Here is a 25,761-nt window from a genome sequence, read left to right as displayed (position 1 = left end):
CAACGACGATGCGCATGGTCGACACGCGTCCCGGTCACGACGCGTGTTTCAACAACCTCCAGGAGCACACATGAGCCAGTCAGCGCACGCACAAGACCTCCACCGATTCCCGCCGCCGCAAAGTCTCGTCCGTTCGGCGCATGTCAGCGGGCGGGCCGCCTACGACAGGCTCGTAGCCGAAGCCGAGGCAGACTACGAGGGTTACTGGGCACGCCTGGCGCGCGAGTTCGTGCAGTGGAAGACACCTTTCACCAGGATCCTCGACAGCGACGACGCGCCGTTCTACAAATGGTTCGAGGACGGCACGCTGAACGTCTCCTTCAACTGCCTGGACCGGCATGTCGCGGCCGGGCTCGGTGACAAGGTCGCAATCATCTTCGAAGCCGATGACGGGACGGTCACGCGCACCACCTATGCGCAGCTGCTGGCGCAGACCTGCCGCATGGCGAATGTCCTGAAAAGCTTGGGCGTCCGCAAAGGCGATCGCGTCGTGATCTACATGCCGATGTCCGTCGAGGGCGTGGTCGCGATGCAGGCTTGCGCGCGGATCGGCGCGGTGCATTCGGTGGTGTTCGGCGGGTTCTCGGCGCACTCGCTGCGCGACCGCATCGCCGACACGGGCGCGGTCGTCGTCGTCACCGCCGACGAGCAGGTGCGCGGCGGCAGGTCACTGCCCCTCAAGGCCCTGGTCGACGAAGCGCTGGCACTCGGCGGCTGCGGGGCGGTGCGCAACGTGATTGTCTACCGGCGCACCGGCGGCACGATCGCCTGGCAGCCGCGCGATCTCTGGATGCACGAAGCCGCCGCCGCGCAGCCGGACATCTGCGAGCCCGAGTGGGTTGGCGCAGAGCACCCGCTCTTCCTGCTCTACACCTCCGGCTCCACGGGCAAACCCAAGGGCGTGCAGCACAGCAGCGGCGGCTACCTTGTCCAGGCCGCGGTGACGACGAAGTGGACCTTCGACCTTCACGACGGCGACGTCTTCTGGTGCACCGCCGACATCGGCTGGATCACGGGCCACACCTACATCACCTACGGCCCGCTCGCCATCGGGGCGACCGAAGTGGTGTTCGAGGGCGTTCCGACATATCCCGATGCGGGCCGCTTCTGGCAGATGATCGAGAGGCATAAGGTCTCGGTGTTCTATACGGCGCCCACCGCGATCCGCTCGCTCATCAAGGCGGCCGAGGCCAACGCCGCCGTGCATCCCGACCGGTACGACCTGACGAGCCTGCGCCTCCTCGGCTCGGTCGGCGAGCCGATCAATCCTGCCGCGTGGGAGTGGTACCACAAGCACATCGGCGGCGGGCGCTGCCCGATCGTCGATACCTGGTGGCAGACCGAAACCGGTGGACAGATGATCACGCCGCTGCCGGGTGCCACCACGCTGGTGCCGGGTTCGTGCACCCTGCCCTTCCCCGGCATCATGGCTGCGATCGTGGACGAGACCGGCGGCGACCTGCCCAACGGACACAGCGGCATCCTGGTGATCAAGAGGCCCTGGCCCGGCATGATCCGCACGATCTGGGGCGACGATGCGCGCTACCGATCGAGCTACTACCCGGCCGACCTGCGCGGCTGTTACCTCGCCGGCGATGGCGCTGCACGCGATGCCGACACGGGATACTTCACGATCGGCGGCCGCATCGACGACGTGCTCAATGTCAGCGGCCATCGCATGGGCACCATGGAAATCGAGTCGGCCCTCGTATCGTGCACGGACCTGGTGGCCGAAGCCGCGGTGGTCGGTCGTCCGGATGACACCACCGGTGAAGCGATCTGCGCGTTCGTCGTCCTCAAGCGCGCCCGGCCGACGGACGACGAGGCCGCGCAATTGGCCGCCGAGCTGAGAAGCTGGGTCGGAAAGGAGATCGGCCCGATCGCGAAGCCGAAGGACATCCGCTTCGCGGACAACCTGCCGAAGACACGCAGCGGGAAGATCATGCGCAGACTGCTGCGGTCCGTTGCGAGAGGCGAAGCGGTCACCCAGGATATTTCGACACTCGAGAATCCAGCCATCCTCCAACAGCTGTCGCAAGCGCACTGACGCCCAGCCGCGCGAAGACCGTCATGTGCGGCTTCGCTCGTCAATGCGAGATCAGCACTGGCAGCTTCGCCCGTGCAAGCATCTCGCGCGTGGTCCCGCCGAGCATCGCTTCCCGAAACCGGGTGTGGCCGAAGCCTCCCATCACGACCAGGTCGGCGCCGAAGTGCGCCGCACACACCCGCAGGGTCTCGGTGATGCAGAGTGCGGTCACGCGCTCCTCGGCCTGTGCATCGATGCCGTGTCGCCGCAGCCAGGCGAGGGTTTCGGGGACGCAAAGTCTGCGCGGGTCAGGCGCATCGCGCTCGTTGCGCATCGAGATCAGCATCACCCGGGCCGCCGGGTCCAGCAACGGCAAGCTATCGCGCAACGCCATGGCCGCCTCGCGCGTGCCGTCCCAGGCGACCATGACCTTCCTGCCGACCTCCTCGAAATGACCTGCGCATGGGACGACGAGCACGGGTCGGCCCGAATGCAGCATCGCCTGCCCCGGCAGATCGCGGGGCGTCGCGTCCGCTGTTTTGTCATGGTCGGACCTCGCTTGATCGACTTGTCCGACCACGATCAGATCACTCGCGTGCCCATGGTCAATGAGTGCATCCGCGGATCCGCCATCCACCAGCCGCGCCTCATGCGAAACCTGACCGCTGTCGCGAACGATCTGCTTGAAGAGATGGGCCGTCGCATCCGCGCGCAGGCGCAGGTAGTCGGCCGAGGCCCCGATGAACTCGGGGCTGCGCATCGGGTGCGCATCAGGCGCGATCGCGCCATCGCGCAGCCCCGTCGGTATCAAGCCCACCACGTGCCAACCACGCGCGCGCGCCAGCCGCACTGCGAGACCGACGCGGGCCAGGCACCTTTCCGAGTGGTCCAGATGGACGAGGATGGTTCCGAGTTCCATGGAATCTCCTGTTGCAGGCAATGCGCTTATCTTCGAACGCAGCACATCGCGGCGCCTTGACATGGGTCAGACGCCGCTCGTGCGCGCGCCACGGATGTCAGAAGCGTGCGAGCGCAAGCAGCTGACCGCCGATCCGCCACATGCCGATCACGACGACGGTCGCGACGATCACTGAGGCGAGGGCGGCGACGAAACCAAGGAGCATGAGGACACCGTCGCGGCGCAGCCCGCCGAGCGCGAACAGCACCAGGGCGATGCCCGACGGTACGTTGACCAAGGGCAGCGGCAGCACGAGCACGGCCGACAGGATGACGCCCATCACACCTGCCAACCGCAGCGCCGAGGCGCCCGCGAATGCGGGAAATCTGGGGTGCGAGATGCTTTCGGTCCAGGACGAAAAGCGCGTCAAGCGCTTCATGATCGCGGCAAAATCGGAGCGCCGCAAGGACTGCCGGGCGATCCAGCCGGGCACCCACGGCTTCTTGCCTCGCAGCCACTGGAGCGTCAGGAACAGCAGCGGCAAGCCCAGGACGGTCGAGGTCCCCGGCGGCGCCGGAACGGCGTTGGGCAAGGCGAACAGCAGGATCAGCATCATCACGCCGTTGTCGCCCATGGCGCTCAGGATGTCCGCAATCGCCACCCGGTGCCGGGCAGGGTTTGCGGCGAGCCGGGTCAAGCCATCGACTTCGGTGTTCGAAGTGGTCACGATGAGTGCATGCTGATCGCCGCGAGGCCGTCATGGCTTGCGCGAAATCAAGCTTCTATGCCGGTGCCGGACCCCGAGCGGCGAACGCCGACAGATATCGGCTGCGCCTTGATCCAGCGCAACAACGCAGCGGGCCGCGTCCAGCACGATGCGCGGATCGGAACTGCTGGAGAAGGCGATGAACCGCAACATCGGATTGACGGACCGCACGCTGCGCATCGGCGCGGGCGCTGCGCTTGTGCTGCTCGCGGCAATCGGGACCATCGGGCCTTGGGGCTACTTCGGCCTCATCCCCCTGGTCACCGGCCTGGTCGGCAGCTGCCCCCTGTACTCGCTGTTTCGGTTCGGCACCCAGAGAGAACATCGGGGCAAGGCGAGCGGCAGCTGAGATGGCCCTTTGGTGGTGCCGAACCGCACTCGTTATGTGACACCTATTTCCCAATCCCCGGTTCCGCCGGCCGGACCCTGGTGGCTCGGCCCCGCGCCGGCCGCCACCCAGGGGCTGTCCCGCCAGCAGCCCGAGGAGACGCTGGCGCGCACGGGGCCGAACACCTTCGATGCGAGCAAGAAACGCCCGCTGGTCTCGCAGTTCCTCTCGCGCTTTCGCAATCCGCTGGTGCTGATCCTGCTTGCCGCCAGCGCCATCTCGGCCGCCACCGGCGACGTCGCGAATTTCGCCATCATCATCTCGATGGTGCTGCTGAGCGTGGCGCTGGACTTCGTGCAGGAACACCGGGCCAGCCGGGCCGCCGAGAAGCTGCGCGAGTCGGTGGCACTGCGCGCCAGCGTGCTGCGCGACGGCGTTGCCCAGGATATCCCGGTGTCGGCGATCGTCGTCGGCGACCTCGTGCTGCTGGCCGCCGGCGACCGGGTGCCGGCCGACGGACGGGTGCTCGAAGCACGCGACTTCTTCGTCAATCAGGGCCTGCTCACCGGGGAGTCCTATCCGGTAGAGAAAAAGCCCGGCTTGCTCGATGCCGGCGCCATCGAGCTGCAGCAGGCGCTCAATGCAGTTTTCATGGGCAGCACGGTGGTCAGCGGCAGTGCGCGCGTGCAGATCATGGCCACCGGCTCGGCGACCGCGCTCGGCGAAGTTGCGCACAGCATCGAGGCCGCGCCGCCGCCCACCGACTTCGAGCTTGGAATGCACCGCTTCGGCATGATGATCATGCGCATCACGCTGCTGCTGGTGCTGTTCGTCCTGCTGGTCAACCTGGTCCAGCATCGTCCGCTGCTCGATTCGTTCCTGTTCGCCGTCGCGCTGGCCGTCGGTCTCACACCCGAACTGCTGCCGATGGTGGTGTCGGTGACGCTGTCGCGCGGCGCGATGCGGATGGCGAAGCGCCGCGTGATCGTCAAGCGCCTGCCATCGATCGAGAACCTCGGCGCGATGGACGTGCTGTGCACCGACAAGACGGGCACGCTGACCGAGGCCAGGATCCACCTCGCGCAATGCCTGGATGCCGACGGGCGCGACACCACGCGCGTGCTGATGCTGGCGCATCTGAACAGTGTCTTCGAAAGCGGCCTGAAGAGTCCGCTCGACGAGGCCATCCTGGCGCGCCATACGGACGTCGGGGGCTGGAGAAAGATCGACGAGGTGCCTTTCGACTTCGAGCGGCGTCGGGTCTCGGTGCTCGTCGATCGCGGTGATGCGCGATGGCTGGTGGTCAAGGGTGCGCCCGACGACGTGCTCGGCCTATGCAATCGCCACGAACAGGACGAAGGCCGCTCACAGGGGCCGCTGGATGCGCCTGCGCTGGAGCGCCTGCGCGAGCGATGCCATGGCCTGGAACGCGACGGCCTGCGCGTGCTGGGCGTCGCCTGGCGCGAGGTGCCGGCCGACCACGCGCATGCCGTCGTGGACGACGAGAGCGAACTGGTCTTCGCGGGCTTCGTCGCCTTCATCGATCCGCCCAAGGCGGGTGCCGACGCCGCGCTGAAGGCGCTGGCAGCGAGCGGCGTCGCCGTGAAGATCGTCAGCGGCGACAGCGAACTCGTCACCCAGCACCTGTGCGCTCTGCTGGGCCTGCCGGTGGGAGGCGTTCTGACCGGCCAGGAGATCGCCCGCATGGACGAGGCCTCGCTGCGCGCCCGGGTCGGCGAGACCACCCTCTTCTGCCGCGTCAACCCGGCCCAGAAAAATCGCATCGTCCTGGCGCTGAAGGCGCGCGGGCATGTGGTGGGCTACCTCGGTGACGGCATCAACGATGCGCCGCCGCTGCGCTCGGCGGACGTCGCCCTCACGGTCGACACGGCCGTCGACGTCGCACGCGAGGTCGCCGACATGGTCATGCTCGACCATGACCTCGCGGTGCTGCACGAAGGCGTCCTGGAGGGACGCCGTACCTTCGGCAATGTGATGAAGTACATCATGATGGGGACGAGTTCCAATTTCGGGAACATGCTGAGCATGGCCGGCGCCTCGCTTTTCCTGCCGTTCCTGCCGTTCCTGCCGATGCTTCCGACCCAGATCCTGCTCAACAACATCCTCTACGACCTCTCGGAGGCGGCCATCCCGCTCGACCGCGTGGACAGCAGCGACCTGCGCCGCCCGCGCTCGCTGGACATGGGCTTCATCCAGCGTTTCATGTGGCTCTTCGGATCGATCAGCTCGCTCTTCGACTTCCTGACCTTCTGGGTTCTGCTCAACGTCCTGCATGCGCCGGAGGGACTGTTTCGAACCGGCTGGTTCATCGAGTCGCTGGTGACCCAGGTGCTGGTGATCTTTGTCATCCGCACCCGCGGTCGGCCATGGTCGAGCCGGCCCAGCGCGGTGCTCGTCGGGTCGTCGCTTGCCGTGGTGGCCGTCGCGCTGCTGCTGCCGCTCACGCCGCTGGGGAGCCTCTTTCACTTCGAGGCCCCGCCGGCGATCTTCTTCGTCTGGCTGGGCGGCATGGTGGTGGCGTACCTCGCGCTGGTCGAAGGTGCCAAGCGCATCTTTTACGCGCGGCTGGCGTCTCGATCGAAGTCATGAGCGTTCAGCCTGCCCCTTCGAATCCGAGCCTAAGGATGATTCACGAAGCCTGGCTTCTTTGCGCCAGATCAAGTCCATGCCGCGACCATTTACTACAGTGATGGATATCGAATGCGCATTCCGGCCCCGGAGAAAATCTATCGCTCGACGCCGAAGCGGTTCCATTTTGAAGGGGCGACTCAGGACAAAGGAGTTCCGATGCTTCCCGATTCACAGACCCGCCAGAAGACCAAGGGCTCAAGCACTGCGGGAAGTTCCACGCGCGCAGATTCGCCGGAGATCCTCGCTGACCTGTTCGAGACGGCCGGGCGGCCCTATGGACAACTACACCCGAGGTTCCGGCTGCTGCGTGACTCGGCGTTGCTGGGACCTGCGCGCGACCTGCTGCGCCAACTGCACGCGGCCTTCCACGACCGTGACTTCGTGGACCGGTTTCAAACCACCGGCTTCGACGCGGCCCTGTTCGAATTGTTCCTCTTCGCGATGTTCAAGACGGCGGGCCACTGTGTCGATCACAGCCATCGCGATCCGACCTTCCTGCTGACGAAAGGCGAAACCACCGTCGCGGTCGACGCTCTGACCGTGGGGATCCCGACGACTGGAATCGGGCAGCCGGACATCGTCCCGCCCCAGTTCGCGGCGCACGACAAGAGCGCAAGCCATCGGCAGCGCGGGGGATCGAACGGAGCCGGCTGCAGCCTTTTTCGAAAGCTGCAGCAGCAACACTGGAACCTGCCGCACACCGCCGGCAAGCCGTTTGTGATCGCAGTCCAGGACTTCGATCACATGGAACTCCCGCAAGGAGCGCCGCCTGCTGCGGTTCTGCATTTCCTGTTCGGTACGCAACCATCGCACGAGCTCGGTCAGATATTTCCGGAGGGCTTCTTCGGTCAGAGTGAGGCAGAGAACATTTCGGCCATCCTGTTCTGCAACGAGGCGACCCTCGCCAAATTCAATCGACTCGGACAAGAGGACCATTGCAATCATGCGGTACGAATGCTGCGCCACGGCAGCTGCCTTGGAAGCGATTGCGACTCCCCATCGCCGGCCGGCTTTGTCTACGAAGTGGGCGAGCGTCCGGAGCGCGAGGATTGGAACGAAGGGACCGTGCTGATCCACAACCCGTACGCGCGGCATCCGCTGCCGAGGAAGTGGCTTGGCGCTTCAGCAGAATTGGAACTCGAGAATGGACGCGTCGTGACGGGCTTCGCGCACGGCTTCCATCCTTTCGCGTCCACCACGGAGACACTTGCGGGGGACACGCCGGAATGGTGGCTCCAGAGAAGGGCAAACCTTCTTCGGAAGGAATTGTCGGCCCATTCTCCCGGATAAATGATCCCGTGGCCTCTCCTTCTACGCCAGCTGCTGCAGGGATGATTCCGCCGGCCCTGCAGATCAGCGCACTGACACGTCGCTTCGCGGTTGGTCGCCATCTACTCGGATGGCATGATCCGGCGGTTGGAAATCGCACAGTCGATGCGGAGAGCGATTCAAATGGTGGGGTGTACAGACGCTGACTTGCGAGTTCCTATTGCGATTGGCCAATCTGTGATCGAGTTCGCTGGCTGGAGAATGACGCCTGGCGCGCCTTTGGAGCTTGGCCATGCAGATCACAGTCAGTTTTGCCATTTCCGGCGGCGCTGCCGAGTCGGACGCGTTGCCGCTGCTGGCGCTGAAGGTCGATGCGCAGCCGAGCATCGAAACCCCGGGGCTGGGCTTGGCTGACGCCAAGGCGGTGCTCGCGCAGTTGCAGGCCCAGATCGTCACGTGTCAGGTCGAACTGCTGTCGGCCAGCCAGCGCCGATGCGATGGCTGCGGCCTGAATCGCGCGATCAAGGACTACGTGGCGCATTCAAGCAGCCGAATTGCGCAAGTGGCGTGCCGCGTGACTGAACCATCCGACAGCCACCACGCCGGCGATCCATAACAGTCCGAGCCCCAGTCGCTGCTGATCGTCGATTCGATAGGCATTGCACAGTCGGATTGGAGAATCTCGATACAGCGTCGCAACGACGATTGTCATCGGCAGGACGCCGCCAAGAAAGAAGCCCTGAATCACCAGCCCCGCCGCGCGCCATGATGGCCGCAGAACCGCTCCGGCAAAGAGCAGGGCGACGACCTTGGCAGCTTCGACCCGAGTGTCGATCAGCACCAAATCGAGTACGCGCGGGATCATCAACACAGCGAAGGACAAGGCACACGCCGTGAGGCCGGCCATACCCAGTTCGTTCCACGCTGACAGACGCTCCGCCAGGCTCGCCGGCAGCGCCACCCCCACGAGTGCGCCGGCCAGCACCAGCGCCGGATACTGCACGAGCATGTGCAGGCTCATGCTGGACTCCAGCGCCTGCCGCAGTGGCGGCAGCATCAGCAAGACCAGCAGCGCAGCGCCTATGGCGAACTGCAGGACAATCGCGCCGCGCGGCTTGGTCATGGCCGGCTCCCGTCGGCCAGCGCGCGAGAAAAAGCCAACGCCGCATCCAGCTCGGAGTAGTCGAACACCCGAACTAACCGACCGGCCGGATCGATCACCAACAGCGCGGCATTGTGCTCGAAGCCGCCCAGACCATCCGCAATCACGGTGACCTGATAGTGGTCGAGCAGGCGCCGGCCGCTCGAGTCTTCGGAGGGATCCACGACCCGAGCGAAGCGCCAGATGCGCGGGTCGGCGTGCAATCCGGTCGCATAGGTTGCGAGCACACCGGCGTCGTCGTGTTCGGGATCGAAAGTGATGGAAAGCAGGCGCACGTTCGATTCGCCCGGAAATCGCTCGCTGCCGGCGATGGCTGATTGCATCTGCTGGAAGGCACTTCCCAGCGCCGCACACACCGTGACGCAGCGTGTGTACATGAAGTCGACGATCGTCACAGCACCCTCGCTCGCCAGGAGTTGCGTCAGCGTCCGTGCCCGAACGCCGGGGCCCTCCATGGCGACCGGGAGCGCTTCAAGTGGTCGCCTCGCGATTTCGAGGCGGCGCGCGCCTTCTGCCGTCCAGATGTGGAAGTCCAATGTCAGCCAATGCGCGGCCGCGTATGACAGCAGCACGAACATCGCGCTGGCGAACGCGGTGCGTTTCATCCGTCCATCCGCATGCGCATGCGCATGCGCAATGCCGGAGGGGACTTCGGCGTCTGCACGACGAACGAGCCCTGGGAGCCGCTGGGCAGAACGTCGGTGCAGCCCACTAGCGTCACGGACGCCGCGGTGCGCATCACGGCGCCGAGATTGATGTTTTCCGGCCAGCCTGCAAGACGCATCCCACCGCCTCGGCCGCGCACAATGACTGTCGAGCCGTTGAGTCGCGATTGGTGAGTGATCTTCACCAAGCGCGGCGAATGGTCGCTCATTGCGGTCAGGCGCATGGAAATCCTGGGCTCAAGGGGTTTTGGCCGCCAATGCTTTCAGTTCTTCGCCGCCGGCAAACGGTGTCGTTCGGGGGTTCGCCTTGCGCTCCTGTTCGAACAAATCCGGCTTGATCGGCTCGGCCTTGTTCGACCAGTTGCTACGGATGAAGGTCGCCAGCGCGGCCAACTCCTGATCGCTCAGCTGGTTGAATGCAGGCATCGCGCCTTTGTACACCGTGCCAGCCACCTCCAATTCGCCGGCGATGCCATGCAACAGGATGTTGACCACTGTACGCGGATGGCCCGCGACCCATTCCGATCCGTCGAGCGGTGGGAAAACGCCGGGCAGCCCTTTGCCCGTAGCCTGATGGCAGGCCACACAGTTCGCGGTGAAAAGCTGCTTACCGTCCGGGCCGGAACCGCGAGCGGAAGGCGCGGGGCCCGACAGTTCCGCCACCGTGCGGCGGTCGCCCAGGCCGGGCGTGCCGAAGGGATCTGACAGCAGAATGTAGCCGGCGCCAAACAGCACCATGCTGGCCGCGACCGCGGCGACGATCAGCGGCATGGGTCGACGGACTTCGTCGGGCTCGGCATTCTCGCGCTCTTGCGGCGGGCGGTGTTGGTCGGTTTCGTTCGACATGTGCAATCTCGCGTGCAATCAGGATTTGGGGACCTGGCCGGCTTTCGGCTCAGCCTCGCGATCGCCCGCCGGCGGCGGCAGCGGCGGCAAGATCGGGTAGGTGCGGTTCAGCGCCTGCAGATACCTCACCAGATCCAGCGCCTCGGGCCGGGGTACCACCACGCGGCCCACGGGGGCATACCCGGGCGGCAAGGTCAATACTTCCTCACCGGCATCGGCCGCGTCCTTGACGTCGAACAGGTACGGGTACGACGGCATGTTCGAGCCCGGCGAGTAGGCGCGCGGCTGGTAGAGGTGGCCCAGATGCCAATCCTTGCTCGGTTGGCGCGCGCCGATGTTCAGGAGATCTGGCCCCGTTCGCATGCTGCCGAGCAGGTGAGGCTTGTCGTAGAAATAGTCCCCGGGCACCGATGCGCGCCCCCATCCGCGCTCGAAATCGGGGCCAAAGCTGCGCGTGCGCGGCTGCTGGCTGTGGCAATAGACACAGCCATTGGAGATGTACACCTCGCGCCCGCGCAGTTCTGCGGTGGTGTAAGGCTTCAGCGCAGGAGGCTTCGGAATATCACGGACTTGCATGTAGGGCAACACGACCAACGCGGCCGTCGCCACAGCGAGCGCCACCATGGCCCCGGCGGCGAGTTTGACCTCATTTTCCATGTGCGACCTCCTGCTGACCCTGCTGCCAGAACAAGGCTGCGCCCGCGCGCGTAGGGCCGAAACGCAATGCCATCGCGAGAAAATGCCCGACGAACACGATATGGCTGGCGAGCATCAGGGTGCCACCCACACTGCGCCATCTCAGGTACGGGAGCGTCAGCGTGACCGACTCGATGAACGGACGCGTGGCGTCGAGCATGGCAACGCCCTGCAGCCAGCCGCCGATCGACAGGCCGACAAAATAGATGGACACACCCACCGCCGCTAGCCAGAACTGCAGGCTGATCAATCTTGGATAGGGCCACTCCCAGTTCAGCACCCGCGGCAACATGAAATAGATGGCGCCGAACAGCACCATCGTGACGAAGGCGTAGGCGCCCAGATGTGCATGAGCCACCGTGAAGTGCGTGAAGTGCGTGATCTGATTGACGCTGCGCAGCGCCTCCAGCGACCCTTGCAGCGAGGAGAGCATGTACATGAGGCCGCCGAACATCATGAAGCGCAGCGTCGGCGAATAGCGCGCCAGATGCATGCGCCCCTGCAGCGTGAGGCCCATGTTGATGGTGAAGGCGATGACCGGAATGATCATCATCATGCTCTGCACGATGGACAGCGTGACCAACCACCCCGGGACAGGACCGCCGATCAGATGATGGCCTCCCACCTGGCCGTAGAAGAAGGCCAGCGTCCAGAACCCGAGGATCGACAGGTTGTAGGAACGCACGGGGCGGCCGATGATCTTGGGCAGGAAATAGTAGATGGCCCCCACGCTGACGGGCGTGAACCACAAACCCAGGACGTTGTGCCCGTACCACCAGTTGGTGGTCGCCTGCTGGACGCCAGTGTGCACGCCCGGCACCTTGCCAACGAGGTACAGCAACGCGATCCACAACAGCGCCGCCACCATGTACCAGACACTCACGTACAGGTGCTCCACCTTGCGGTTGACCAGCGTGAACAGCACCGGCAGGATGACGAGCGCGAAGCCGACAAAGATGAAGATGCCGATTTGCCAGGGAATTTCCAGGTATTCCATGCCATCTGTCCAGCCCACTGCAATGGCACCGATACCGCCGGCGACGCCCGTGTTGATGAGCGCGCCGCCGAGCATCGCCCATATGCCGCCGACCAGGCGCGTGCGCAGAAGCCGAGGCAGCAGCCACAAAATCATGCCCAATGCAGCGTTGGTGATCCAGCCGTAGAGCACGGCATTCAGGTGCACGCTGCGCATGCGCCCGAAGGTCATCCAGGCCTGGCTGACCAGCCAGTCGGGTTCGTGCAGCTTGATGGATGACACGAGGCCCGCGACGGAGCCGACCAGCAGCCAGACACAGGCGAACGCTATGAACATGAACACCGGGAACGCTGTAGAGGTATCAGCCTCTATGCGGTCGCGCATTTCATGGGGATCGGTGGGGTGTGTTTCGATGCCGGCCTGCGCAGCGGCGGTCTGCATCGACGCCTGCGCCGCGTCGCCCAGCGCCGGGTCGTCCACCTTGCCGACCTCGCCCCGCGCGAAGATGACGGATGCCGCCTTGGGGTTTTCGACCAGCAGGCCGCTGCGCATCGACCAGATGAACACGAACAGGCCGATGATCGACAGCAGGAAGGCGCCGAGCAGGCTCAGGATTGCGCTGTCCATCAGTGTCTCCGAGCGACCGTGTCGCAGTTGGTTTGAAACATCTTCGAGACCGTGTGCCTTGCCCTCTTCGGTCTCGGATTCGGATTCGGATTCGGATTCGGATTCGGATTCGGTGTCATTGTCATTTGATTTCTACGGCGCGCACGCCGAGATAGCCCTTGACAGCCGCGATGACCAGCGGCACGGCGCCGAAGACGATGAAGACCACGTCGCCCGGCATCCGCAGCCATTCGATCAGGTGCGACCGTTCGCTGCCGATGTACTCCATGCCTCTGGCGTGCCAGTAACCATGCTCGAGCACGTCCCAGACCTGCAACACGCCGCCAGGAAACAGGCTCAGTGCGACCATCATCGCGAGCCCGCCGTTGGTCCCCCAGAATGCGACCTTGATGTACTTCTCGATGCCCGGCCAACGCGCGTCGTCGCTGGTCTGCCGCAGCACGAAGACCATCAGCGCGATCGCCAGCATGCCGAAGACGCCCATCAGCGCCGCGTGCCCGTGCGCCGGCGTCAGCAGGGTGCCGACCTCGTAGTAACTCACGATCGGCAGGTTGAGCAGGAAGCCGAGCATGCCGGCGCCGACGAAGTTCCAGAAGCCCACCGCCATCAGGAAGTAGAAGGTCCACTTGTGCGGTATCGCGATCCTCGTGCCGGCGGCGTCGCGCTGGCCGCGCGTCGTGCGCACGAAGTCCCAGGCGTCCAGCGTCAGCAGGGTCAGCGGCACCACTTCGAGCACCGAGAACATCGCCGACATCGCCATGCTGAAGTTGCTCTGGCCGGTGAAGTACCAGTGGTGGCCGGTGCCGATCAGGCCGCCGAGAAAGTAGAGGATGGCGTCGAGGTAGATCACGCGCAGCGCCACGTTGCGGCGGCTCAGGCCGAGCTGGTAGAAGGTCAGCGCCACCACCGTCGTGGCGAAGAACTCGAAGAAGCCTTCGACCCACAGGTGGATGATCCAGAAGCGCCAGGTGTCGACCACCGTGTAGTTGGTTCGGGCGCCGAACAGGAGCGCCGGGATGTAGAACACCGGGATCGCGAGCGCGGCCACCAGGAACATCCGGACGATGGGCACGGCGGCGGTACTCGCCAGGGCGCGCGGCCGCACCAGGGTCCACAGCAGCACGAACCAGGCCAGCAGGCCGGCCACCAGCAGGTACTGCCAGACACGCCCGAGCTCGAGGTATTCCCAGCCCTGGTTGCCGAGCCAGAACCACCACGCGCCGAGCAGCTGCGCGATGCCCAGCCACTCGCCGAGCAGGCTGCCGCCGATCACCAGCGCGAAGGCGCCGAACAGCAGATGGGTCCAGCCCGCCAGCCAGCGCGGTTCGCCGATGCGCAGCGAGCGGCCGAGGAACAGCGCCGCGGCCACGTAGGCGGTGGCGATCCAGAAGATCGCCAGCTGCAGATGCCAGGTGCGCAGCAGGTTGCTTGGGAAGATGCGCTCCAGCTGGAAGCCGTAGAAGCTGCCCGGGTCGGCCCGGTAGTGCGCCACCGCGCCGCCGACCAGCGACTGCCCCAGCAACAGCAGCGCCACCACCACGAAGAACTTCACCAGCGCGTTCTGGCCCTTGCTCGAATGTCCGGGCAGCATCTGCGGCCGCACCTGGTGGCCGCGCGTGATCCAGCCCAGGTAGTCGAACTTGCCGAAGGCCAGCAGCACCGTGGCGATGCCGGCCAGCAGCACGGTCAGGCTCAGCGCGCTCCAGAGCAGCGCGCCGGAGGTCGGCAGGTTGCCGACGCTCGGGTCGTACGGGAAATTGTTGGTGTACGAATAGGCCTCGCCGGGCCGCGCCGCCACCGACGCCCAGGCCGCCCAGGTGACGAAGGCGGAGAACTGGCGCAGCTCGGCCGGATCGGTGATCAGGTCCGCCTTCAGGCCACCGTTGCGCGACGGGTCGTGGAAGTAGCCGGTCCAGTGCGTGATCTCCTCGCGAAAGGCGGCGGCCTGCGGCGCCGTGAACTGCAGCGTGCCGCTGGCGGCGTCGTAGCGATTGGTCTTGAGGCTCGCCATGGCTTCGCCGCGCACCGCGGCCTGCTGCGGTTTGGCGAGCGCCGCGAAGGGCTGCTGATACTGCCGCTGCGCGATGGCGTCGGCGCTGCGCTCGCCCATGCGGTGCAGCGCCTCGGCGCTGTAGTCCGGGCCGAGGTAGGCGCCGTGGCCCCAGATGCTGCCATTGGCCATCAGGCCGTAGCGCAGGAACACCGTCTGGCCGTCGAGGACGTCTTCGCCGCTGAACACGCCGCGGCCCTGCACATCCACCACCTGCGCCGGGATCGGCGGCGCATTGCGGTAGGCGAGCCGCGTGATGGTGATCAGCCCGGCAAAGCCCAGCACCATCACGATCAAGATGGTGCGCAGCCACCACGGCGACAGCGGGCCGTCGTCCTCGGCCACGGGTTGTGCGGCGATGCTCATGGATGAATCCGTTGCTGCACGTGTTCGACCTTCATCAGAACGACACCTTGACCAGCATCAGCCTGATCTTCTCGATGGCACGCGATGGCGCCAGGCCCTTCGGGCAGACCTCGGTGCAGTTCATGATCGAACGGCAGCGGAACAAGCGATAGACGTCGTCCAGGTCGTCGAGGCGCTCCTGCGTGGCCCGATCGCGGCTGTCGGCGATGAAGCGATCGGCCTGCAGCAGTCCCGCCGGTCCGACGAATTTTTCCGGATTCCACCAGGACGACGGACATTGGCTCGTGCAGCAGCCGCACATGATGCATTCGTACAGGCCGTTGAGCTTGTCGCGGTCTTCCGGCGACTGCAGGCGCTCCTTTTCCGGCGGCGGCTCGTCGTTGATCAGGTACGGCCTGATCGAGTGGTACTGCTTGAAGAACCGGGTCATGTCGACCACCAGGTCGCGGATGACCGGGAAGCTCGGCAGTGGCCGCAGCAGCACCGGCTGCTTCAGGCCCCGCACCGGCGTGATGCACGCCAGCCCGTTGCGGCCGTTGATGTTCATGGCATCGGAGCCGCACACGCCTTCCCGGCAGGACTTTCGCAACGTCAGCGAGTTGTCCATCGTCTTGATGCGCAGGATGACGTCCAGCAGCATGACCTCGTCGGCCCGCAGCTCGATCTCGTAGTCCTGCATGTACGGCTTTTCGTCGTGCTCGGGATTGAAGCGAAAAATCGAGAATCTCATGAAGGCCCCCTCAGCCGTGACCCAGTCAGAGAATGCGGACAAGCCATGCGCCGATCGCCGCGAGGACGAGCCCGAGCAGGCCGAGCGCAGGCAAGCGAAGCGCGACCGGCCGGACGTAGTCCAGGATCACGTCCCGAAGTCCCACCCACGCATGCGCCAGCAGCGCAGCGCAAAAGACCGAGGCGCCGACACCGAGGCCCGGGCTCGTCACCCAGTCACGCCAGGCCAGGTACGAATGGGGCGGATCGACGAGAAAGTGGGCGAGCAGGAACACGATGAAGAAAAGCATGTAGACCGCGCTGGCGCGCTGGACCATCCACGCGCGCAAGCCGCTCATGGCTTTGCTCAAAGCAGCGCCCACGCCGCGAGCAGGGCGATGAAGACCCCAGTCCCGTTCACGACCCATGCGCTGCGCCGGGCGAACGGTAAGCGCGAGCCCACGCCGATGTCGCTCAGCAGGTGCCGCACGCCGGCCAGAAGGTGATGCGCCAGGGCCCAGACGAACACGATCGCGGCGGCCTTGAGCATCGATCCGGCGAGCAGCTCCTGCGCCCGCTCAAAGGACCGCGGGCCTTGCAGCGAAAGATCGAAGATGTAGGCGCTGAAAGGGACACCCAGCGCCAGTAGAACGCCGCTGACCCGGTGCGCGATCGACGTCACCGCACCCACCGGCATCCGGATCTGCATGAGATTGAGAAATACAGGTCTGTTCATACCGGTCTTCCGTTGTCAATGCTCGTGCAACAAAAGGGTGAAGAGCAACGAGGAGTCTTCGAACGCCTTCAGAGCAAATGGCTCGCCACCTACCAGACACTTGAGATCACCTCGCTGCATGGCCTCATTGATCCCTGCAAACGAGAGTTCGATCAGGCCTTCTATGCATTGGACTGTCAATTCGCCTGGAACCTGATGCACCGGTTTGGTTTCCCCAGCCAGCAGAATCATCCGGAACAACTCAAGACGCTCCGACTTGTACAGGGTCTTCGTGGTCTCCTGCCTGAGGCCGCTTCCCAGCGGGCGAACGGCGATGAGCTCGCCAGGTACTGCGTGGTGAATCGCCATAAGGTTCCTTGCGTTGGCGTGCGAGTATGGGCGCGCGAGACGTCCAGGCTCATCCCCGTCGGATCTGCATCATCGGATTGCCGGCTGCAACCGGGACGGGTCGAATCATCATCGGCACGAAGCGCCACAGATAGAGGGCGAACGCACCGATCCACGCAACGGCCGCAAGCTGGAGCACGATGAAGCTGGCATTCGAGGGCGCGAGGGCGATCAGTCGCAGGACGAATGCCGCCAGCATCAGGCATAGCATGCCTTCGACATCCGATCGAGCACCAGAGGCCGGCCCAGGTGGCCCAGTGCGGTGCGCGTCATCATGCCCACGATGAGGACGGAAAAGCCGCCGATCGCAAGGACGTGGACGTGAATCGCCGCGCGTTGGACCAGGCCCAGGGAATGCAATGCGGCGAGCAGCAGTCCCACGCCGAGGCATGCATGGCCCACATAGAGAATCCACAGGATCGGGCGACGCCGGACCGCGAGCGGCTTCCAGTCAAGCAGTTGCCAGCCGCACAGGAAGGCTGCCACCGCGAGGGCCAGCGCCATGGTCGCCACGAAACCCCACAGCATTTCGTGCGCATGCCAGGCCGGTCCTGCCAGCGTTCCCGATGCAAGCCGGGGCGCGAAGATCCAGATGCCGATCGAGGCGGCGGCCCAGAAGGTGCCGGCCGGATAGAGCGGTCGGAATCCCATGCCGAGAAACGCAGACAACTGCGGCTGCGGACGCTGCGTGGCCCTGCGTTCAGGCTCCTCGATGTGAAGGAGATCAGGCATCAGCGTACTCCATAGTGTCGGCTTGTCTCCCACGCTGTATCTGGCCACCACAGCAAACGTTGATTGAATCAACCCCGTAGCCTTGCAGGATCTCAGGTGAGCATAAGATTTATTTAATATAAAGCTTTCAATTGATCAGATCAAGCAGCCTTGTGGTGGGCGGCCTTGCGTGGCGGCCACCGCACCTTTGAACGCGCTACTGGAGAAGCACTTGCCATCGCGGCGGAGCCGCTCGACGACGTCATGCATACGGCTCGTGTTCCAGGCCAGCACGATGTTGGTCAGCAGCGCGTGCGATCCCGAGATGGCCTGCATCTCGTCGCGCCGGCGACCACGCTCAGGCGCCACTTTGCCGCTGTAGGCGGCGCGCTGCAGTTGATGAACCGACGCACCGCGGCTCAGCAGCATGTGGATCTCGCGCCGGAAGCTCTCGATGGCGATGTAGTCGCACAGGAATACGGTGCGCAACAGCCGCCCCAAATGCTCGGCCGCCCTGTGAAGCGGATCGCCCTGTGCCGCCGAACCGAAGCGGTGTAACGCCAGCGTGGCTGACACGCGACCGGAGCGGACGGATGCGGCCAGGCGCAGCAATTCGTCCCAGCCGCGCTCGATCGCTCTCAGCGAGACATTCCTGAGGGTGGCAGCCTCAAGGCCCTCCGGGACCGAGAAGATGTGCGGCAGGTAGAGCTTTCGCTCGGCCAGATCACGAAGGCGCGGGCATAGGTCGAAGCCGAGCAGCTTGGCGATCGCCATTGCGGGGTTGGTGTAGCCGTGGGTATCAACAGCAAGGAGTGACAGCCGAATCCGGTCCTCGGCACGGTCCCGTGCATTCCACAGATGCCGGGACGCGCATGGTCACCGAGATCTGGCCCGATTCAGGCCAGGGACCATCGATGCGACACCCTTGGCATCGACGTCGGTGCCGTGCGCCAGCAGCGCACCGTACAGCGCCACAAGTTCGCCGATGGACTGTGCGCGGTGCCCGAGTAGCGCCTCGCTGAAGTTGGTGACCGCATCCACATCCAGCAAGAGGTCCGGGAACTGAACGTTGCCTATGAGGTTGTAGATGCTGTCGCGGGTGCGCACCGGCTCGGTCTGGTCACCCAGCGCAGCGATCGCGGGCAAGTGCAGCAAGCCATCATCGCCGATCTCGACCCTGCCTCGGCGCTGCGCTTCTTCGATGGCGGCCATGCCCGCGACCAGGTTGGCCAGCAAGGGCTCCAAGAACTGCCTGGCCGACTTCGGCAGACCCAGGAGGTCTATCTGCTGTCCCGCTGAAACACCCACTGCGCTGGCGGGATGAGCATCTGGTCGCGCTCCCGATAGCTCAGCGAGTGATCGATCCAGACGCTGCCGCGGCGCAGGCGTTTGCGCAGCGACATCATCGTGCAGGCCTCCAAGGCCGATACCAACCAATGTACCAACAAGCTATCGAGCACCAAGAGACCGGATGAGACCGTTTCAGACAACAAAAAACCCCGAAACCTAGGCTGGACGCGGGTTTTCGGGGTTTCTGAAGCTGCCTGAGACAGCCTAAATTGTCACTGGAGGAGAGGGAGGGATTCGAACCCTCGGTCCGTTCGCACGGACGCCTGATTTCGAGTCAGGTACATTCGACCACTCTGCCACCTCTCCGGTGTCTGTCGAGCCAAGAATTCTAGCAGAGCCCGTGCCGCGATTTCCCCGTCAGGCGCGCAGCAGCTCGATGCCGCCGAGGTACGGCCGCAGCGCCGCCGGCACGGTGATCGAACCGTCCTCGTTCTGATGGTTCTCGAGCACCGCGACCAATGTGCGGCCCACCGCAAGGCCCGAGCCGTTGAGGGTGTGCACCAGCTCGTTCTTGCCCTTTGCATTCTTGAAGCGGGCCTGCAGGCGGCGCGCCTGGAAGGCCTCGCAGTTCGAGACCGAGCTGATCTCGCGGTAGGTGTTCTGTGCCGGCAGCCAGACCTCGAGGTCGTAGGTCTTGGCCGCGCCGAAGCCGATGTCGCCGGTGCACAGCAGCACCACGCGGTACGGCAGGGCCAGCGCCTGCAACACCGCCTCGGCATGCTTCGTCATGGCTTCGAGGGCTTCGTAGCTGTGGTCGGGGTGCGTGATCTGCACCATCTCGACCTTGTCGAACTGATGCTGCCGGATCATGCCGCGCGTGTCGCGCCCGGCGCTGCCCGCTTCCGAACGAAAGCACGGCGTGTGCGCGGTGAGCCTGATCGGCAATTGCGACTCCGCCACGATCTCGTCGCGCATGAAGTTGGTGAGCGGCACCTCGCTGGTGGGAATCAGATAGAGCGCCGCGTGGTCGGGCGCGGGCTCGCCTTCCTGGCCGCCCTTCTTCGCAGCGAACAGATCGCCCTCGAACTTGGGCAACTGGCCGGTGCCGCGCAGCGTCTCCGCGTTGACGACATAGGGCACGTAGCACTCGGTATAGCCATGCTGCTGCGTCTGCACGTCGAGCATGAACTGCGACAGCGCACGGTGCAGGCGAGCGATCGGCCCCTTCATCACCGTGAAGCGCGAGCCCGAGAGCTTGGTGCCCATCTCGAAATCGAGGCCCAGCGGTGCGCCGAGGTCGACGTGGTCCTTGGCCGCGAAGCCGAGTTCCGGGGCCGCCGCGCCGTCGCCGCCCTGCGGGCTCCAACGGCGGACCTCGACGTTCGCCTGCTCGTCCTCGCCGACGGGCACGCTCTCGTGCGGCAGGTTCGGCACCGCCATCAGCAGCGCGTGCAGTTCGGGCTGGATCTCGTCGAGCCGGACGGCCGAGGATTCCTGTTCGGCCTTGAGCGCGTTGACCTCGGCCATCAGCGCATCGACCGATTCGCCCCTGGCCTTCAGCGGCCCGATCTGCTTGTTGAGGGTGTTGCGGCGCGCCTGCAATTCCTCGGTGCGGGTCTGCAGGGTCTTGCGTTCGGCCTCGAGCGCGGTGAACGCAGCGACGTCGAGAAAAGTCTGGTTCTTCTTGCGCGTTTCGAGCCGGGCGACCACCGACGGAAGATCCTTGCGGAGCGACGTAATATCAAGCATCAGGTGATTTTAGAGGGCACGACTCCGTGCCCCGTGCGCCTGATGTTCAACCCAGGGAAACAACATGCAAGCCTATCTGACCTTCAACGGCAACGCGGCCGAAGCACTCGCCTTCTATGCGAAATGCCTGGACGGCAAAATCCTCTTCAGCATGACTTTCGGCGAGAGTCCGATGGGCAAGGACACGCCCGCCGCGCTCAAGGACAAGATCATGCACGCCACGCTCGAAGCGCGCGGCCACCAGATCATGGCGTCCGATGCGCCGCCCGAATATCCCTTCGAAGGCTACAAGGGTTTCTCGCTCTCGGTCCAGGCCAAGAACGTGCAGGAAGGCGAAGCGTTGTTCAAGGCGCTCGGCGCAGGCGGCAAGGTCACGATGCCCTTCGGGCCTCAGTTCTGGTCGACGGGCTTCGGCGTGCTCGAAGACAAGTTCGGCGTGCCGTGGATGATCAACACCGAAGAAATGCCCGCCAAGAGCTGAACGTTCAGGCCAGCGTGGCGGGATCGACGTTCGCGCCGCAGACGATGAGGCAGATCTTCTCGCCCTCGCGCGGCACATAGGCGGCGCTTTGCAGCGCGGCCAGCGGCAGCGCCGCGGCCGGTTCGACGGCCAGCTTCAGTTCGCGCCACAGCCACAGCTGCGCCGAGCGGATCGCCTCGTCGGACAGCAGCAGCGCATCACGCACGTGACGCTGCGTGATCTCCCACGAGATCGCGCCGATGCGCCGCGCGCCGAGCGAATCGGCCGCGACGCCGCCGACGTCGACATCGATCGGCTCGCCCGCCGCGCGCGCGTTGAACAGCGTCGGTGCGCGCTCGGGCTCCAGCGCCACCACGCGGCTGCGCGCTTCGAACCAGCCGGCGAGTCCAGCGATCAGACCGCCGCCGCCCACGCTGACGAGCACGGCATCCGGCATGCCGCCCTGCTGCTCGATCTCGCGGCCGAGCGTGCCTGCGCCGGCCACCACTTCGGGCTGGTCGTAGGCATGGGTGAGCAATGCACCGGTCTCGCGCTGCCGCTCGAGGCAGGCCGCGAGCGCATCGCCATAGACCTCGCCGCCAACGACCACTTGTGCGCCGAGCGCGCGCAGCCGGGCGCGCTTGGCCTCGGACGACACGACCGGCAGGAACACCTCGCATGGCACGCCGAGCGCCTGCGCCGCCGCGGCCGTCGCGATGCCCGCGTTGCCGCCGGAGGCCACGATCGCGCCGCTGGCAGGAATGTCGTTGGCCAGCAGCCGGTTCATCATGCCGCGGGCCTTGAAGCTGCCACTGATCTGCAGATGTTCGAGCTTGAGCCAGACCTCGGCACCGCGCGCTTTCAGGCCGAGCGCTTCGCCCCTCAGCTTCCACAGCGGAGTCTCGCGCAGAAAGCCCGGCACTCGCGCGTGCAGACGTTGCGCTGCGGCCTCGATGTCGTGGCGCCAGTCGATCGTCGCGATCGTCGCGGCGCTCACGAGATGTGTCCCGGCGCGGGGATGTCGTCCAGCTTGAGGCCCTTGGGCAATGGGAACTTGAGCGTCTCCTCGATGCCCTGCATCTTGCGCACCGACACCGCGCCCAGCGCCTTGATGCGATCGATCACCTCGCGCACCAGCACCTCGGGTGCGGACGCACCGGCCGTGAGGCCGACACTGTGCTTGCCCTCGAACCATTCGGGCCGCAGCTCGGCGGCGGAGTCGACCATGTAGCTCTCGGTGCCCAGGCGCTGTGCGAGTTCGCGCAGGCGGTTGCTGTTGGAACTGGTCGGGCTGCCGACCACGATCACCAGCTCGACCTGCGGGCTCAGCAGCTTCACCGCATCCTGTCGGTTCTGCGTGGCGTAGCAGATGTCCTGCTGCTTGGGCTCGCGCACGCTCGGAAAGCGCGCGCGCACCGCGGCCGAAATCTCGGCCGCATCGTCGACCGACAGCGTGGTCTGCGTCACGACGGCGAGCCTGGCGGTCTGAGCGGGCGACACATGGGCCACGTCGGCCACGTCCTCGACCAGGTGGATGCCGCTGGAGAGCTGGCCCATCGTGCCCTCGACCTCGGGATGCCCCTTGTGGCCGATCATGATGAACTCGTAGCCCTCCTTCGCAAGCTTGGCGACCTCGACGTGCACCTTGGTCACCAGCGGGCAGGTGGCGTCGAAGACCTCGAAGCCGCGCGCGCGCGCCTCGGCCTGCACGGCCTTGCTCACGCCATGGGCGCTGAACACCAGCGTCGCACCGGGCGGCACTTCGGCCAGGTCTTCGATGAAGATCGCGCCCTTGGCCTTGAGCTCGTTCACCACATAGGTGTTGTGCACGATCTCGTGCCGCACATAGATCGGCGCGCCGAACTTCGCCAGCGCGCGCTCGACGATCTCGATCGCGCGGTCGACGCCGGCGCAGAAGCCACGCGGCTCGGCCAGAAGGACCTCCTTCACGCTGTTCATGGGTGCCCCCACGCTCGGCACTTCGTGTCCTCGCTGCCCCCCGAGGGGGCGCGAGCTTGCTTGGGGCGGCCCGGCGCGGCGCTCACAGGATGCCGATCAGTCGAAGCTCGAAGGTCACCGGCTGGCCTGCGAGCGGATGGTTGAAATCGAAGCGCACGGCGGTCTCGTTCGACTCGATCACCGCGCCGGCGTAGCTGCCCGTGCCGTCGGGCGTGGGGAACTGCACCACGTCGCCGACAGCATAGTGCTCGTCGGGATCGCCCATCTTCGCGAGCAGGGTGCGTGCCACCCATTGCTGCATCTCGGGATTGCGCTCGCCGAAGGCCTCGCCGGGCGGCAGCTCGAAAGTGGCGTGCGTACCCTCTTCCAACCCGAGCAGCCGCTGCTCGACCGCGGGCGAAAGCTCGCCCGTGCCGAGCGACAGCGTGGCCGGCTTGTCGTTGAAGGTGTTGATGATGTCGCCCGCAGGTCCGGCCAGCCGGTAATGCAGCGTGAGGAAGGAACCGGGCGTGACGACGGCGGCGGATGTGGGCAAAGACAAGATGGGCGGTCCCTATACACTGGGCCTTGTATTTTAGGGAGTGGGGCCAGAGCCCTCATCAAAGCATGTCTTTCAAGGATCTGCCTGCCGAAGCCCGGCCGCGCGAAAAACTCATCGCACGCGGCGCCGGCGCGCTCGGCGATGCCGAACTGCTGGCGCTGCTGTTGCGCACCGGCGTCGCCGGCAAGAACGTGCTGCAGCTCGCACAGGAGCTGCTCGACGGCTTCGGCGGCCTCGCCGGCCTGCTGCATGCCGACCTTCCTGCGCTGCGGCGCATCAAGGGCTTGGGCGGCACTGCCAAGCGGGCCGAGCTGACGGCCGTGCTCGAGCTGGCGCGCCGCGTGCTGGGCGAGCGCCTGAAGCAGCGCACGGTGTTCGACTCGCCAGATGCGGTCAAGCACTACCTGCAGCTCCATCTCGCCGCCAAGGCGCACGAGGTGTTCGCCGTGCTCTTCCTCGACGCGCAGCACAAGCTGATCGCGCTCGAGGAACTGTTCCGCGGCACGCTCACGCACACCAGCGTGTATCCGCGGGAGGTGGTCACGCGGGCGCTGCACCACCAGGCCTCGGCCCTGGTGCTGGCGCACAACCATCCGAGCGGATGCACGGAGCCCTCGCGCGCCGACGAATCCCTCACGCGCACGCTCAAGGCCGCGCTCGCGCTGGTCGACGTGCGCGTGCTCGACCACATGATCGTGACGCCGGGCGAGACGCTGTCGATGGCCGAGCACGGGCTGCTCTGAAGCCGCGGCAACCCGCGTCTGCAATCCCGCACAATGGGGGCAAGGCGGCGAACGCCTTTCACGCCCATGCCCGCCAAGCCGAATCATCTTCGCAGCCTCGCCGACCTCAAGCAGGTGCAGCGCTCGCTCGCCGAACGGCGCGAGCGCGAAGCGGCCGAGGTCGCGGCGCACGCAGCGGCCGAGAAGAAGCGCGCGGCCGAGCAGGACCTGTTCACGCGCGCGATCGGCGCCACGCAGCCGCTGCGGCGCAAGGCGGCGGTGCCGCTCGCGCCCGAACCGCCGGCGCCGATCCCGGTGCAGCATCAGCTCGACGAGCAGCGCGTGCTGCACGAGTCGCTGTCCGACGAGTTCGATGTCACCACGCTGCTCGATGCCGACGATGCGATGAGCTTTCGCCGCACCGGCATCCATACCGACGTGACGCGCAAGCTGCGCGCCGGCGAATGGTCGATCCAGCGCGAGATCGACCTGCACGGCATGCGCAGCGACGAAGCGCGCGAGGCGCTCGGCGCCTTCGTGCGCACGGCCCATAAGCAAGGCCTGCGCTGCGTGCGTGTGGTGCATGGCAAGGGCATCGGCTCGCCCGGCCGGCAACCGGTGCTCAAGGCCAAGGTGCAGCGCTGGCTGATCCAGAAGACCGAGACGCTGGCCTTCGTGCAGGCCAAGCCGTCGGAAGGCGGTGCAGGTGCGTTGGTGGTGTTGCTGGCGCCCACGCGACGCTGAGCTTCGCTACTCGCCTCTGTTCCGCATCCAGTCGGCGGTCTGAAAGAACGAACCGCGCAGGCGCTCGCGCAATTCCCCGGGCACGCCGGTCTCCCCCATCGCCTGGTCCATGCAGGCCAGCCACTGATCGCGCTCCCTGATGCCGATGGTGTGGCCGCCGATGCTCTGCGGCATGTGCCGGGCGCGCAGCATCGGATGGCCGAAGCGATCGGTGTAGTGCTGCGGGCCGCCGAGCCATCCGCACAGGAACCAGAACAGGCGCTGGCGCGCGTTGTCGAGCGTCGTGCCGTGCACCGCGCGCAATTGCGCATAGCCCGGCTCGAGGTCCATGAGGTCGTAGAAGCGCTCGACCAGCGCATGGACGCGGGCTTCGCCGCCGATCCATTCGTAGGGCGTGTCGAAGGGGGCCTTGTCTTGTATCTGCATC

General features: G+C 65.7%; 26 protein-coding genes, 1 tRNA gene and 2 pseudogenes. 8 read left to right on the top strand and 21 right to left on the bottom strand.

Translation table 11 applies throughout. The features are described 5' to 3' along the window. Positions 1 to 70: 70 nt before the first annotated feature. Positions 71 to 2,047 (top strand): acetate--CoA ligase, encoded by a 1,977-nt coding sequence (gene acs, locus WDLP6_RS06445; protein ID WP_162591668.1) that lies wholly within the window; start codon positions 71 to 73, stop codon positions 2,045 to 2,047. A gap of 40 nt (positions 2,048 to 2,087) precedes the next feature. Here acs and WDLP6_RS06440 read toward each other — a convergent pair whose 3' ends face one another. Next, a complete protein-coding gene (locus WDLP6_RS06440; RefSeq protein WP_162591667.1) occupies positions 2,088 to 2,945 on the bottom strand; it encodes a universal stress protein in 858 nt (285 codons plus the stop codon). A 97-nt stretch (positions 2,946 to 3,042) separates the two neighbouring features. Next, positions 3,043 to 3,651, bottom strand: coding sequence for an exopolysaccharide biosynthesis protein (locus WDLP6_RS06435; protein WP_162591666.1), 609 nt, complete (start codon positions 3,649 to 3,651; stop codon positions 3,043 to 3,045). Positions 3,652 to 3,829: 178 nt separating this feature from the next. Here WDLP6_RS06435 and WDLP6_RS06430 point away from each other — a divergent pair, with 178 nt between their 5' ends. The 4 genes from WDLP6_RS06430 (at position 3,830) to WDLP6_RS06415 (ending at position 8,555) form a co-directional block, all read left to right on the top strand. Beyond that, positions 3,830 to 4,039 carry a YgaP family membrane protein gene (locus tag WDLP6_RS06430; RefSeq protein WP_162591665.1) on the top strand — a complete coding sequence of 70 codons (210 nt, stop codon included), beginning with the start codon at positions 3,830 to 3,832 and terminating at the stop codon, positions 4,037 to 4,039. A gap of 36 nt (positions 4,040 to 4,075) precedes the next feature. Continuing rightward, on the top strand, positions 4,076 to 6,628 hold the full coding sequence (gene mgtA / locus WDLP6_RS06425; protein ID WP_162591664.1) for a magnesium-translocating P-type ATPase: 2,553 nt from the start codon (positions 4,076 to 4,078) through the stop codon (positions 6,626 to 6,628). A 111-nt stretch (positions 6,629 to 6,739) separates the two neighbouring features. After that, on the top strand, positions 6,740 to 7,960 hold the full coding sequence (locus WDLP6_RS06420; RefSeq protein ID WP_162591663.1) for a hypothetical protein: 1,221 nt from the start codon (positions 6,740 to 6,742) through the stop codon (positions 7,958 to 7,960). A 271-nt stretch (positions 7,961 to 8,231) separates the two neighbouring features. Continuing rightward, complete coding sequence (locus WDLP6_RS06415; RefSeq protein WP_162591662.1) at positions 8,232 to 8,555, top strand: hypothetical protein; 324 nt, start codon at positions 8,232 to 8,234, stop codon at positions 8,553 to 8,555. Here the strand turns inward: WDLP6_RS06415 and WDLP6_RS06410 are convergent. The 15 genes and pseudogenes from WDLP6_RS06410 to serS all read right to left on the bottom strand — a co-directional run bounded on the left by WDLP6_RS06410 (position 8,481) and on the right by serS (position 20,908). Continuing rightward, positions 8,481 to 9,062 carry a hypothetical protein gene (locus WDLP6_RS06410; protein ID WP_162591661.1) on the bottom strand — a complete coding sequence of 194 codons (582 nt, stop codon included), beginning with the start codon at positions 9,060 to 9,062 and terminating at the stop codon, positions 8,481 to 8,483. The two genes, WDLP6_RS06415 and WDLP6_RS06410, sit on opposite strands and share 75 nt — an antisense overlap. Continuing rightward, positions 9,059 to 9,706: an SCO family protein gene (locus tag WDLP6_RS06405; protein ID WP_162591660.1), complete on the bottom strand. Its 648-nt coding sequence runs from the start codon at positions 9,704 to 9,706 to the stop codon at positions 9,059 to 9,061. Before WDLP6_RS06405 ends, WDLP6_RS06410 begins: the two co-directional genes overlap by 4 nt. Beyond that, the gene (locus WDLP6_RS06400) at positions 9,703 to 9,990 is read right to left on the bottom strand and encodes an Rrf2 family transcriptional regulator (RefSeq protein ID WP_162591659.1); all 288 of its coding nucleotides are present in this window, start codon (positions 9,988 to 9,990) and stop codon (positions 9,703 to 9,705) included. Before WDLP6_RS06400 ends, WDLP6_RS06405 begins: the two co-directional genes overlap by 4 nt. Positions 9,991 to 10,003: 13 nt before the next feature. Continuing rightward, positions 10,004 to 10,612 carry a c-type cytochrome gene (locus WDLP6_RS06395; RefSeq protein WP_162591658.1) on the bottom strand — a complete coding sequence of 203 codons (609 nt, stop codon included), beginning with the start codon at positions 10,610 to 10,612 and terminating at the stop codon, positions 10,004 to 10,006. Positions 10,613 to 10,630: 18 nt separating this feature from the next. Further along, positions 10,631 to 11,269, bottom strand: coding sequence for a cbb3-type cytochrome c oxidase subunit II (locus WDLP6_RS06390; protein WP_162591657.1), 639 nt, complete (start codon positions 11,267 to 11,269; stop codon positions 10,631 to 10,633). Further along, positions 11,259 to 12,911, bottom strand: a complete 1,653-nt coding sequence (locus WDLP6_RS06385; protein WP_162591656.1) for a cbb3-type cytochrome c oxidase subunit I — start codon at positions 12,909 to 12,911, stop codon at positions 11,259 to 11,261. Before WDLP6_RS06385 ends, WDLP6_RS06390 begins: the two co-directional genes overlap by 11 nt. A gap of 121 nt (positions 12,912 to 13,032) precedes the next feature. Then, positions 13,033 to 15,327 (bottom strand): nitric-oxide reductase large subunit, encoded by a 2,295-nt coding sequence (locus WDLP6_RS06380; RefSeq protein WP_162591655.1) that lies wholly within the window; start codon positions 15,325 to 15,327, stop codon positions 13,033 to 13,035. 34 nt (positions 15,328 to 15,361) lie between these two features. Continuing rightward, positions 15,362 to 16,057, bottom strand: a complete 696-nt coding sequence (locus tag WDLP6_RS06375; protein WP_162591654.1) for a succinate dehydrogenase iron-sulfur subunit — start codon at positions 16,055 to 16,057, stop codon at positions 15,362 to 15,364. Positions 16,058 to 16,082: 25 nt separating this feature from the next. Then, positions 16,083 to 16,394, bottom strand: coding sequence for a succinate dehydrogenase, hydrophobic membrane anchor protein (sdhD, locus tag WDLP6_RS06370; RefSeq protein ID WP_162591653.1), 312 nt, complete (start codon positions 16,392 to 16,394; stop codon positions 16,083 to 16,085). Between the two features lie 8 nt (positions 16,395 to 16,402). Beyond that, positions 16,403 to 16,771 (bottom strand): succinate dehydrogenase, cytochrome b556 subunit, encoded by a 369-nt coding sequence (gene sdhC / locus WDLP6_RS06365; RefSeq protein ID WP_162591652.1) that lies wholly within the window; start codon positions 16,769 to 16,771, stop codon positions 16,403 to 16,405. Positions 16,772 to 16,786: 15 nt separating this feature from the next. Then, a complete protein-coding gene (locus WDLP6_RS06360) occupies positions 16,787 to 17,119 on the bottom strand; it encodes a cupin (protein WP_162591651.1) in 333 nt (110 codons plus the stop codon). A gap of 49 nt (positions 17,120 to 17,168) precedes the next feature. Next, a pseudogene (locus tag WDLP6_RS06355) lies at positions 17,169 to 17,809 on the bottom strand (NnrS family protein). 294 nt (positions 17,810 to 18,103) lie between these two features. Further along, positions 18,104 to 19,203: pseudogene (locus tag WDLP6_RS35000) on the bottom strand (Tn3 family transposase); the annotation flags it as partial. A gap of 232 nt (positions 19,204 to 19,435) precedes the next feature. Next, positions 19,436 to 19,525, bottom strand: a tRNA-Ser gene (locus WDLP6_RS06340). Positions 19,526 to 19,576: 51 nt separating this feature from the next. Then, complete coding sequence (serS, locus tag WDLP6_RS06335) at positions 19,577 to 20,908, bottom strand: serine--tRNA ligase (RefSeq protein WP_162591649.1); 1,332 nt, start codon at positions 20,906 to 20,908, stop codon at positions 19,577 to 19,579. A gap of 64 nt (positions 20,909 to 20,972) precedes the next feature. Between serS and WDLP6_RS06330 the strand changes: the two genes are divergently transcribed. Continuing rightward, positions 20,973 to 21,389, top strand: coding sequence for a VOC family protein (locus WDLP6_RS06330; protein ID WP_162566311.1), 417 nt, complete (start codon positions 20,973 to 20,975; stop codon positions 21,387 to 21,389). A 4-nt stretch (positions 21,390 to 21,393) separates the two neighbouring features. Here WDLP6_RS06330 and WDLP6_RS06325 read toward each other — a convergent pair whose 3' ends face one another. The 3 genes from WDLP6_RS06325 to WDLP6_RS06315 form a co-directional block, all read right to left on the bottom strand. Continuing rightward, positions 21,394 to 22,365: a threonine/serine dehydratase gene (locus WDLP6_RS06325; protein WP_443083397.1), complete on the bottom strand. Its 972-nt coding sequence runs from the start codon at positions 22,363 to 22,365 to the stop codon at positions 21,394 to 21,396. Beyond that, entirely contained in the window at positions 22,362 to 23,327 is a 966-nt protein-coding gene (gene ispH, locus WDLP6_RS06320; protein WP_162566310.1) for a 4-hydroxy-3-methylbut-2-enyl diphosphate reductase, read from the bottom strand. Before ispH ends, WDLP6_RS06325 begins: the two co-directional genes overlap by 4 nt. An 82-nt stretch (positions 23,328 to 23,409) precedes the next feature. After that, the gene (locus WDLP6_RS06315; protein ID WP_443083396.1) at positions 23,410 to 23,868 is read right to left on the bottom strand and encodes an FKBP-type peptidyl-prolyl cis-trans isomerase; all 459 of its coding nucleotides are present in this window, start codon (positions 23,866 to 23,868) and stop codon (positions 23,410 to 23,412) included. A 65-nt stretch (positions 23,869 to 23,933) separates the two neighbouring features. Between WDLP6_RS06315 and radC the strand changes: the two genes are divergently transcribed. Together radC and WDLP6_RS06305 are read left to right on the top strand one after the other, a co-directional pair. Further along, positions 23,934 to 24,611, top strand: coding sequence for a RadC family protein (gene radC / locus WDLP6_RS06310; RefSeq protein ID WP_162566309.1), 678 nt, complete (start codon positions 23,934 to 23,936; stop codon positions 24,609 to 24,611). A 66-nt stretch (positions 24,612 to 24,677) separates the two neighbouring features. Beyond that, positions 24,678 to 25,334 (top strand): Smr/MutS family protein, encoded by a 657-nt coding sequence (locus WDLP6_RS06305; RefSeq protein ID WP_162591648.1) that lies wholly within the window; start codon positions 24,678 to 24,680, stop codon positions 25,332 to 25,334. Positions 25,335 to 25,340: 6 nt separating this feature from the next. Here WDLP6_RS06305 and WDLP6_RS06300 read toward each other — a convergent pair whose 3' ends face one another. Next, complete coding sequence (locus WDLP6_RS06300; RefSeq protein WP_162591647.1) at positions 25,341 to 25,760, bottom strand: group II truncated hemoglobin; 420 nt, start codon at positions 25,758 to 25,760, stop codon at positions 25,341 to 25,343. Between the last annotated feature and the right edge of the window lies 1 nt (position 25,761).

This window comes from Variovorax sp. PBL-E5 (assembly GCF_901827185.1).
Lineage (GTDB): Bacteria > Pseudomonadota > Gammaproteobacteria > Burkholderiales > Burkholderiaceae_C > Variovorax.
Note: the sequence above shows the minus strand (reverse complement) of the source record. Positions and strands in the feature narration are given on the sequence as shown.

Coding starts and splice junctions, on each gene's coding strand:
- WDLP6_RS06380 (WP_162591655.1), bottom strand. CDS start 15,327: ATGAGCATCGCCGCACAACCCGTGGCCGAGGACGACGGCCCGCTGTCG.
- WDLP6_RS06330 (WP_162566311.1), top strand. CDS start 20,973: ATGCAAGCCTATCTGACCTTCAACGGCAACGCGGCCGAAGCACTCGCC.
- sdhC (WP_162591652.1), bottom strand. CDS start 16,771: ATGAACAGACCTGTATTTCTCAATCTCATGCAGATCCGGATGCCGGTG.
- acs (WP_162591668.1), top strand. CDS start 71: ATGAGCCAGTCAGCGCACGCACAAGACCTCCACCGATTCCCGCCGCCG.
- WDLP6_RS06400 (WP_162591659.1), bottom strand. CDS start 9,990: ATGCGCCTGACCGCAATGAGCGACCATTCGCCGCGCTTGGTGAAGATC.
- WDLP6_RS06360 (WP_162591651.1), bottom strand. CDS start 17,119: ATGGCGATTCACCACGCAGTACCTGGCGAGCTCATCGCCGTTCGCCCG.
- ispH (WP_162566310.1), bottom strand. CDS start 23,327: ATGAACAGCGTGAAGGAGGTCCTTCTGGCCGAGCCGCGTGGCTTCTGC.
- WDLP6_RS06440 (WP_162591667.1), bottom strand. CDS start 2,945: ATGGAACTCGGAACCATCCTCGTCCATCTGGACCACTCGGAAAGGTGC.
- WDLP6_RS06405 (WP_162591660.1), bottom strand. CDS start 9,706: ATGAAACGCACCGCGTTCGCCAGCGCGATGTTCGTGCTGCTGTCATAC.
- WDLP6_RS06395 (WP_162591658.1), bottom strand. CDS start 10,612: ATGTCGAACGAAACCGACCAACACCGCCCGCCGCAAGAGCGCGAGAAT.
- serS (WP_162591649.1), bottom strand. CDS start 20,908: ATGCTTGATATTACGTCGCTCCGCAAGGATCTTCCGTCGGTGGTCGCC.
- WDLP6_RS06385 (WP_162591656.1), bottom strand. CDS start 12,911: ATGGACAGCGCAATCCTGAGCCTGCTCGGCGCCTTCCTGCTGTCGATC.
- WDLP6_RS06430 (WP_162591665.1), top strand. CDS start 3,830: ATGAACCGCAACATCGGATTGACGGACCGCACGCTGCGCATCGGCGCG.
- WDLP6_RS06415 (WP_162591662.1), top strand. CDS start 8,232: ATGCAGATCACAGTCAGTTTTGCCATTTCCGGCGGCGCTGCCGAGTCG.
- sdhD (WP_162591653.1), bottom strand. CDS start 16,394: ATGAGCGGCTTGCGCGCGTGGATGGTCCAGCGCGCCAGCGCGGTCTAC.
- WDLP6_RS06305 (WP_162591648.1), top strand. CDS start 24,678: ATGCCCGCCAAGCCGAATCATCTTCGCAGCCTCGCCGACCTCAAGCAG.
- WDLP6_RS06420 (WP_162591663.1), top strand. CDS start 6,740: ATGCGCATTCCGGCCCCGGAGAAAATCTATCGCTCGACGCCGAAGCGG.
- WDLP6_RS06300 (WP_162591647.1), bottom strand. CDS start 25,760: ATGCAGATACAAGACAAGGCCCCCTTCGACACGCCCTACGAATGGATC.
- radC (WP_162566309.1), top strand. CDS start 23,934: ATGTCTTTCAAGGATCTGCCTGCCGAAGCCCGGCCGCGCGAAAAACTC.
- WDLP6_RS06390 (WP_162591657.1), bottom strand. CDS start 11,269: ATGGAAAATGAGGTCAAACTCGCCGCCGGGGCCATGGTGGCGCTCGCT.
- WDLP6_RS06375 (WP_162591654.1), bottom strand. CDS start 16,057: ATGAGATTCTCGATTTTTCGCTTCAATCCCGAGCACGACGAAAAGCCG.
- WDLP6_RS06410 (WP_162591661.1), bottom strand. CDS start 9,062: ATGACCAAGCCGCGCGGCGCGATTGTCCTGCAGTTCGCCATAGGCGCT.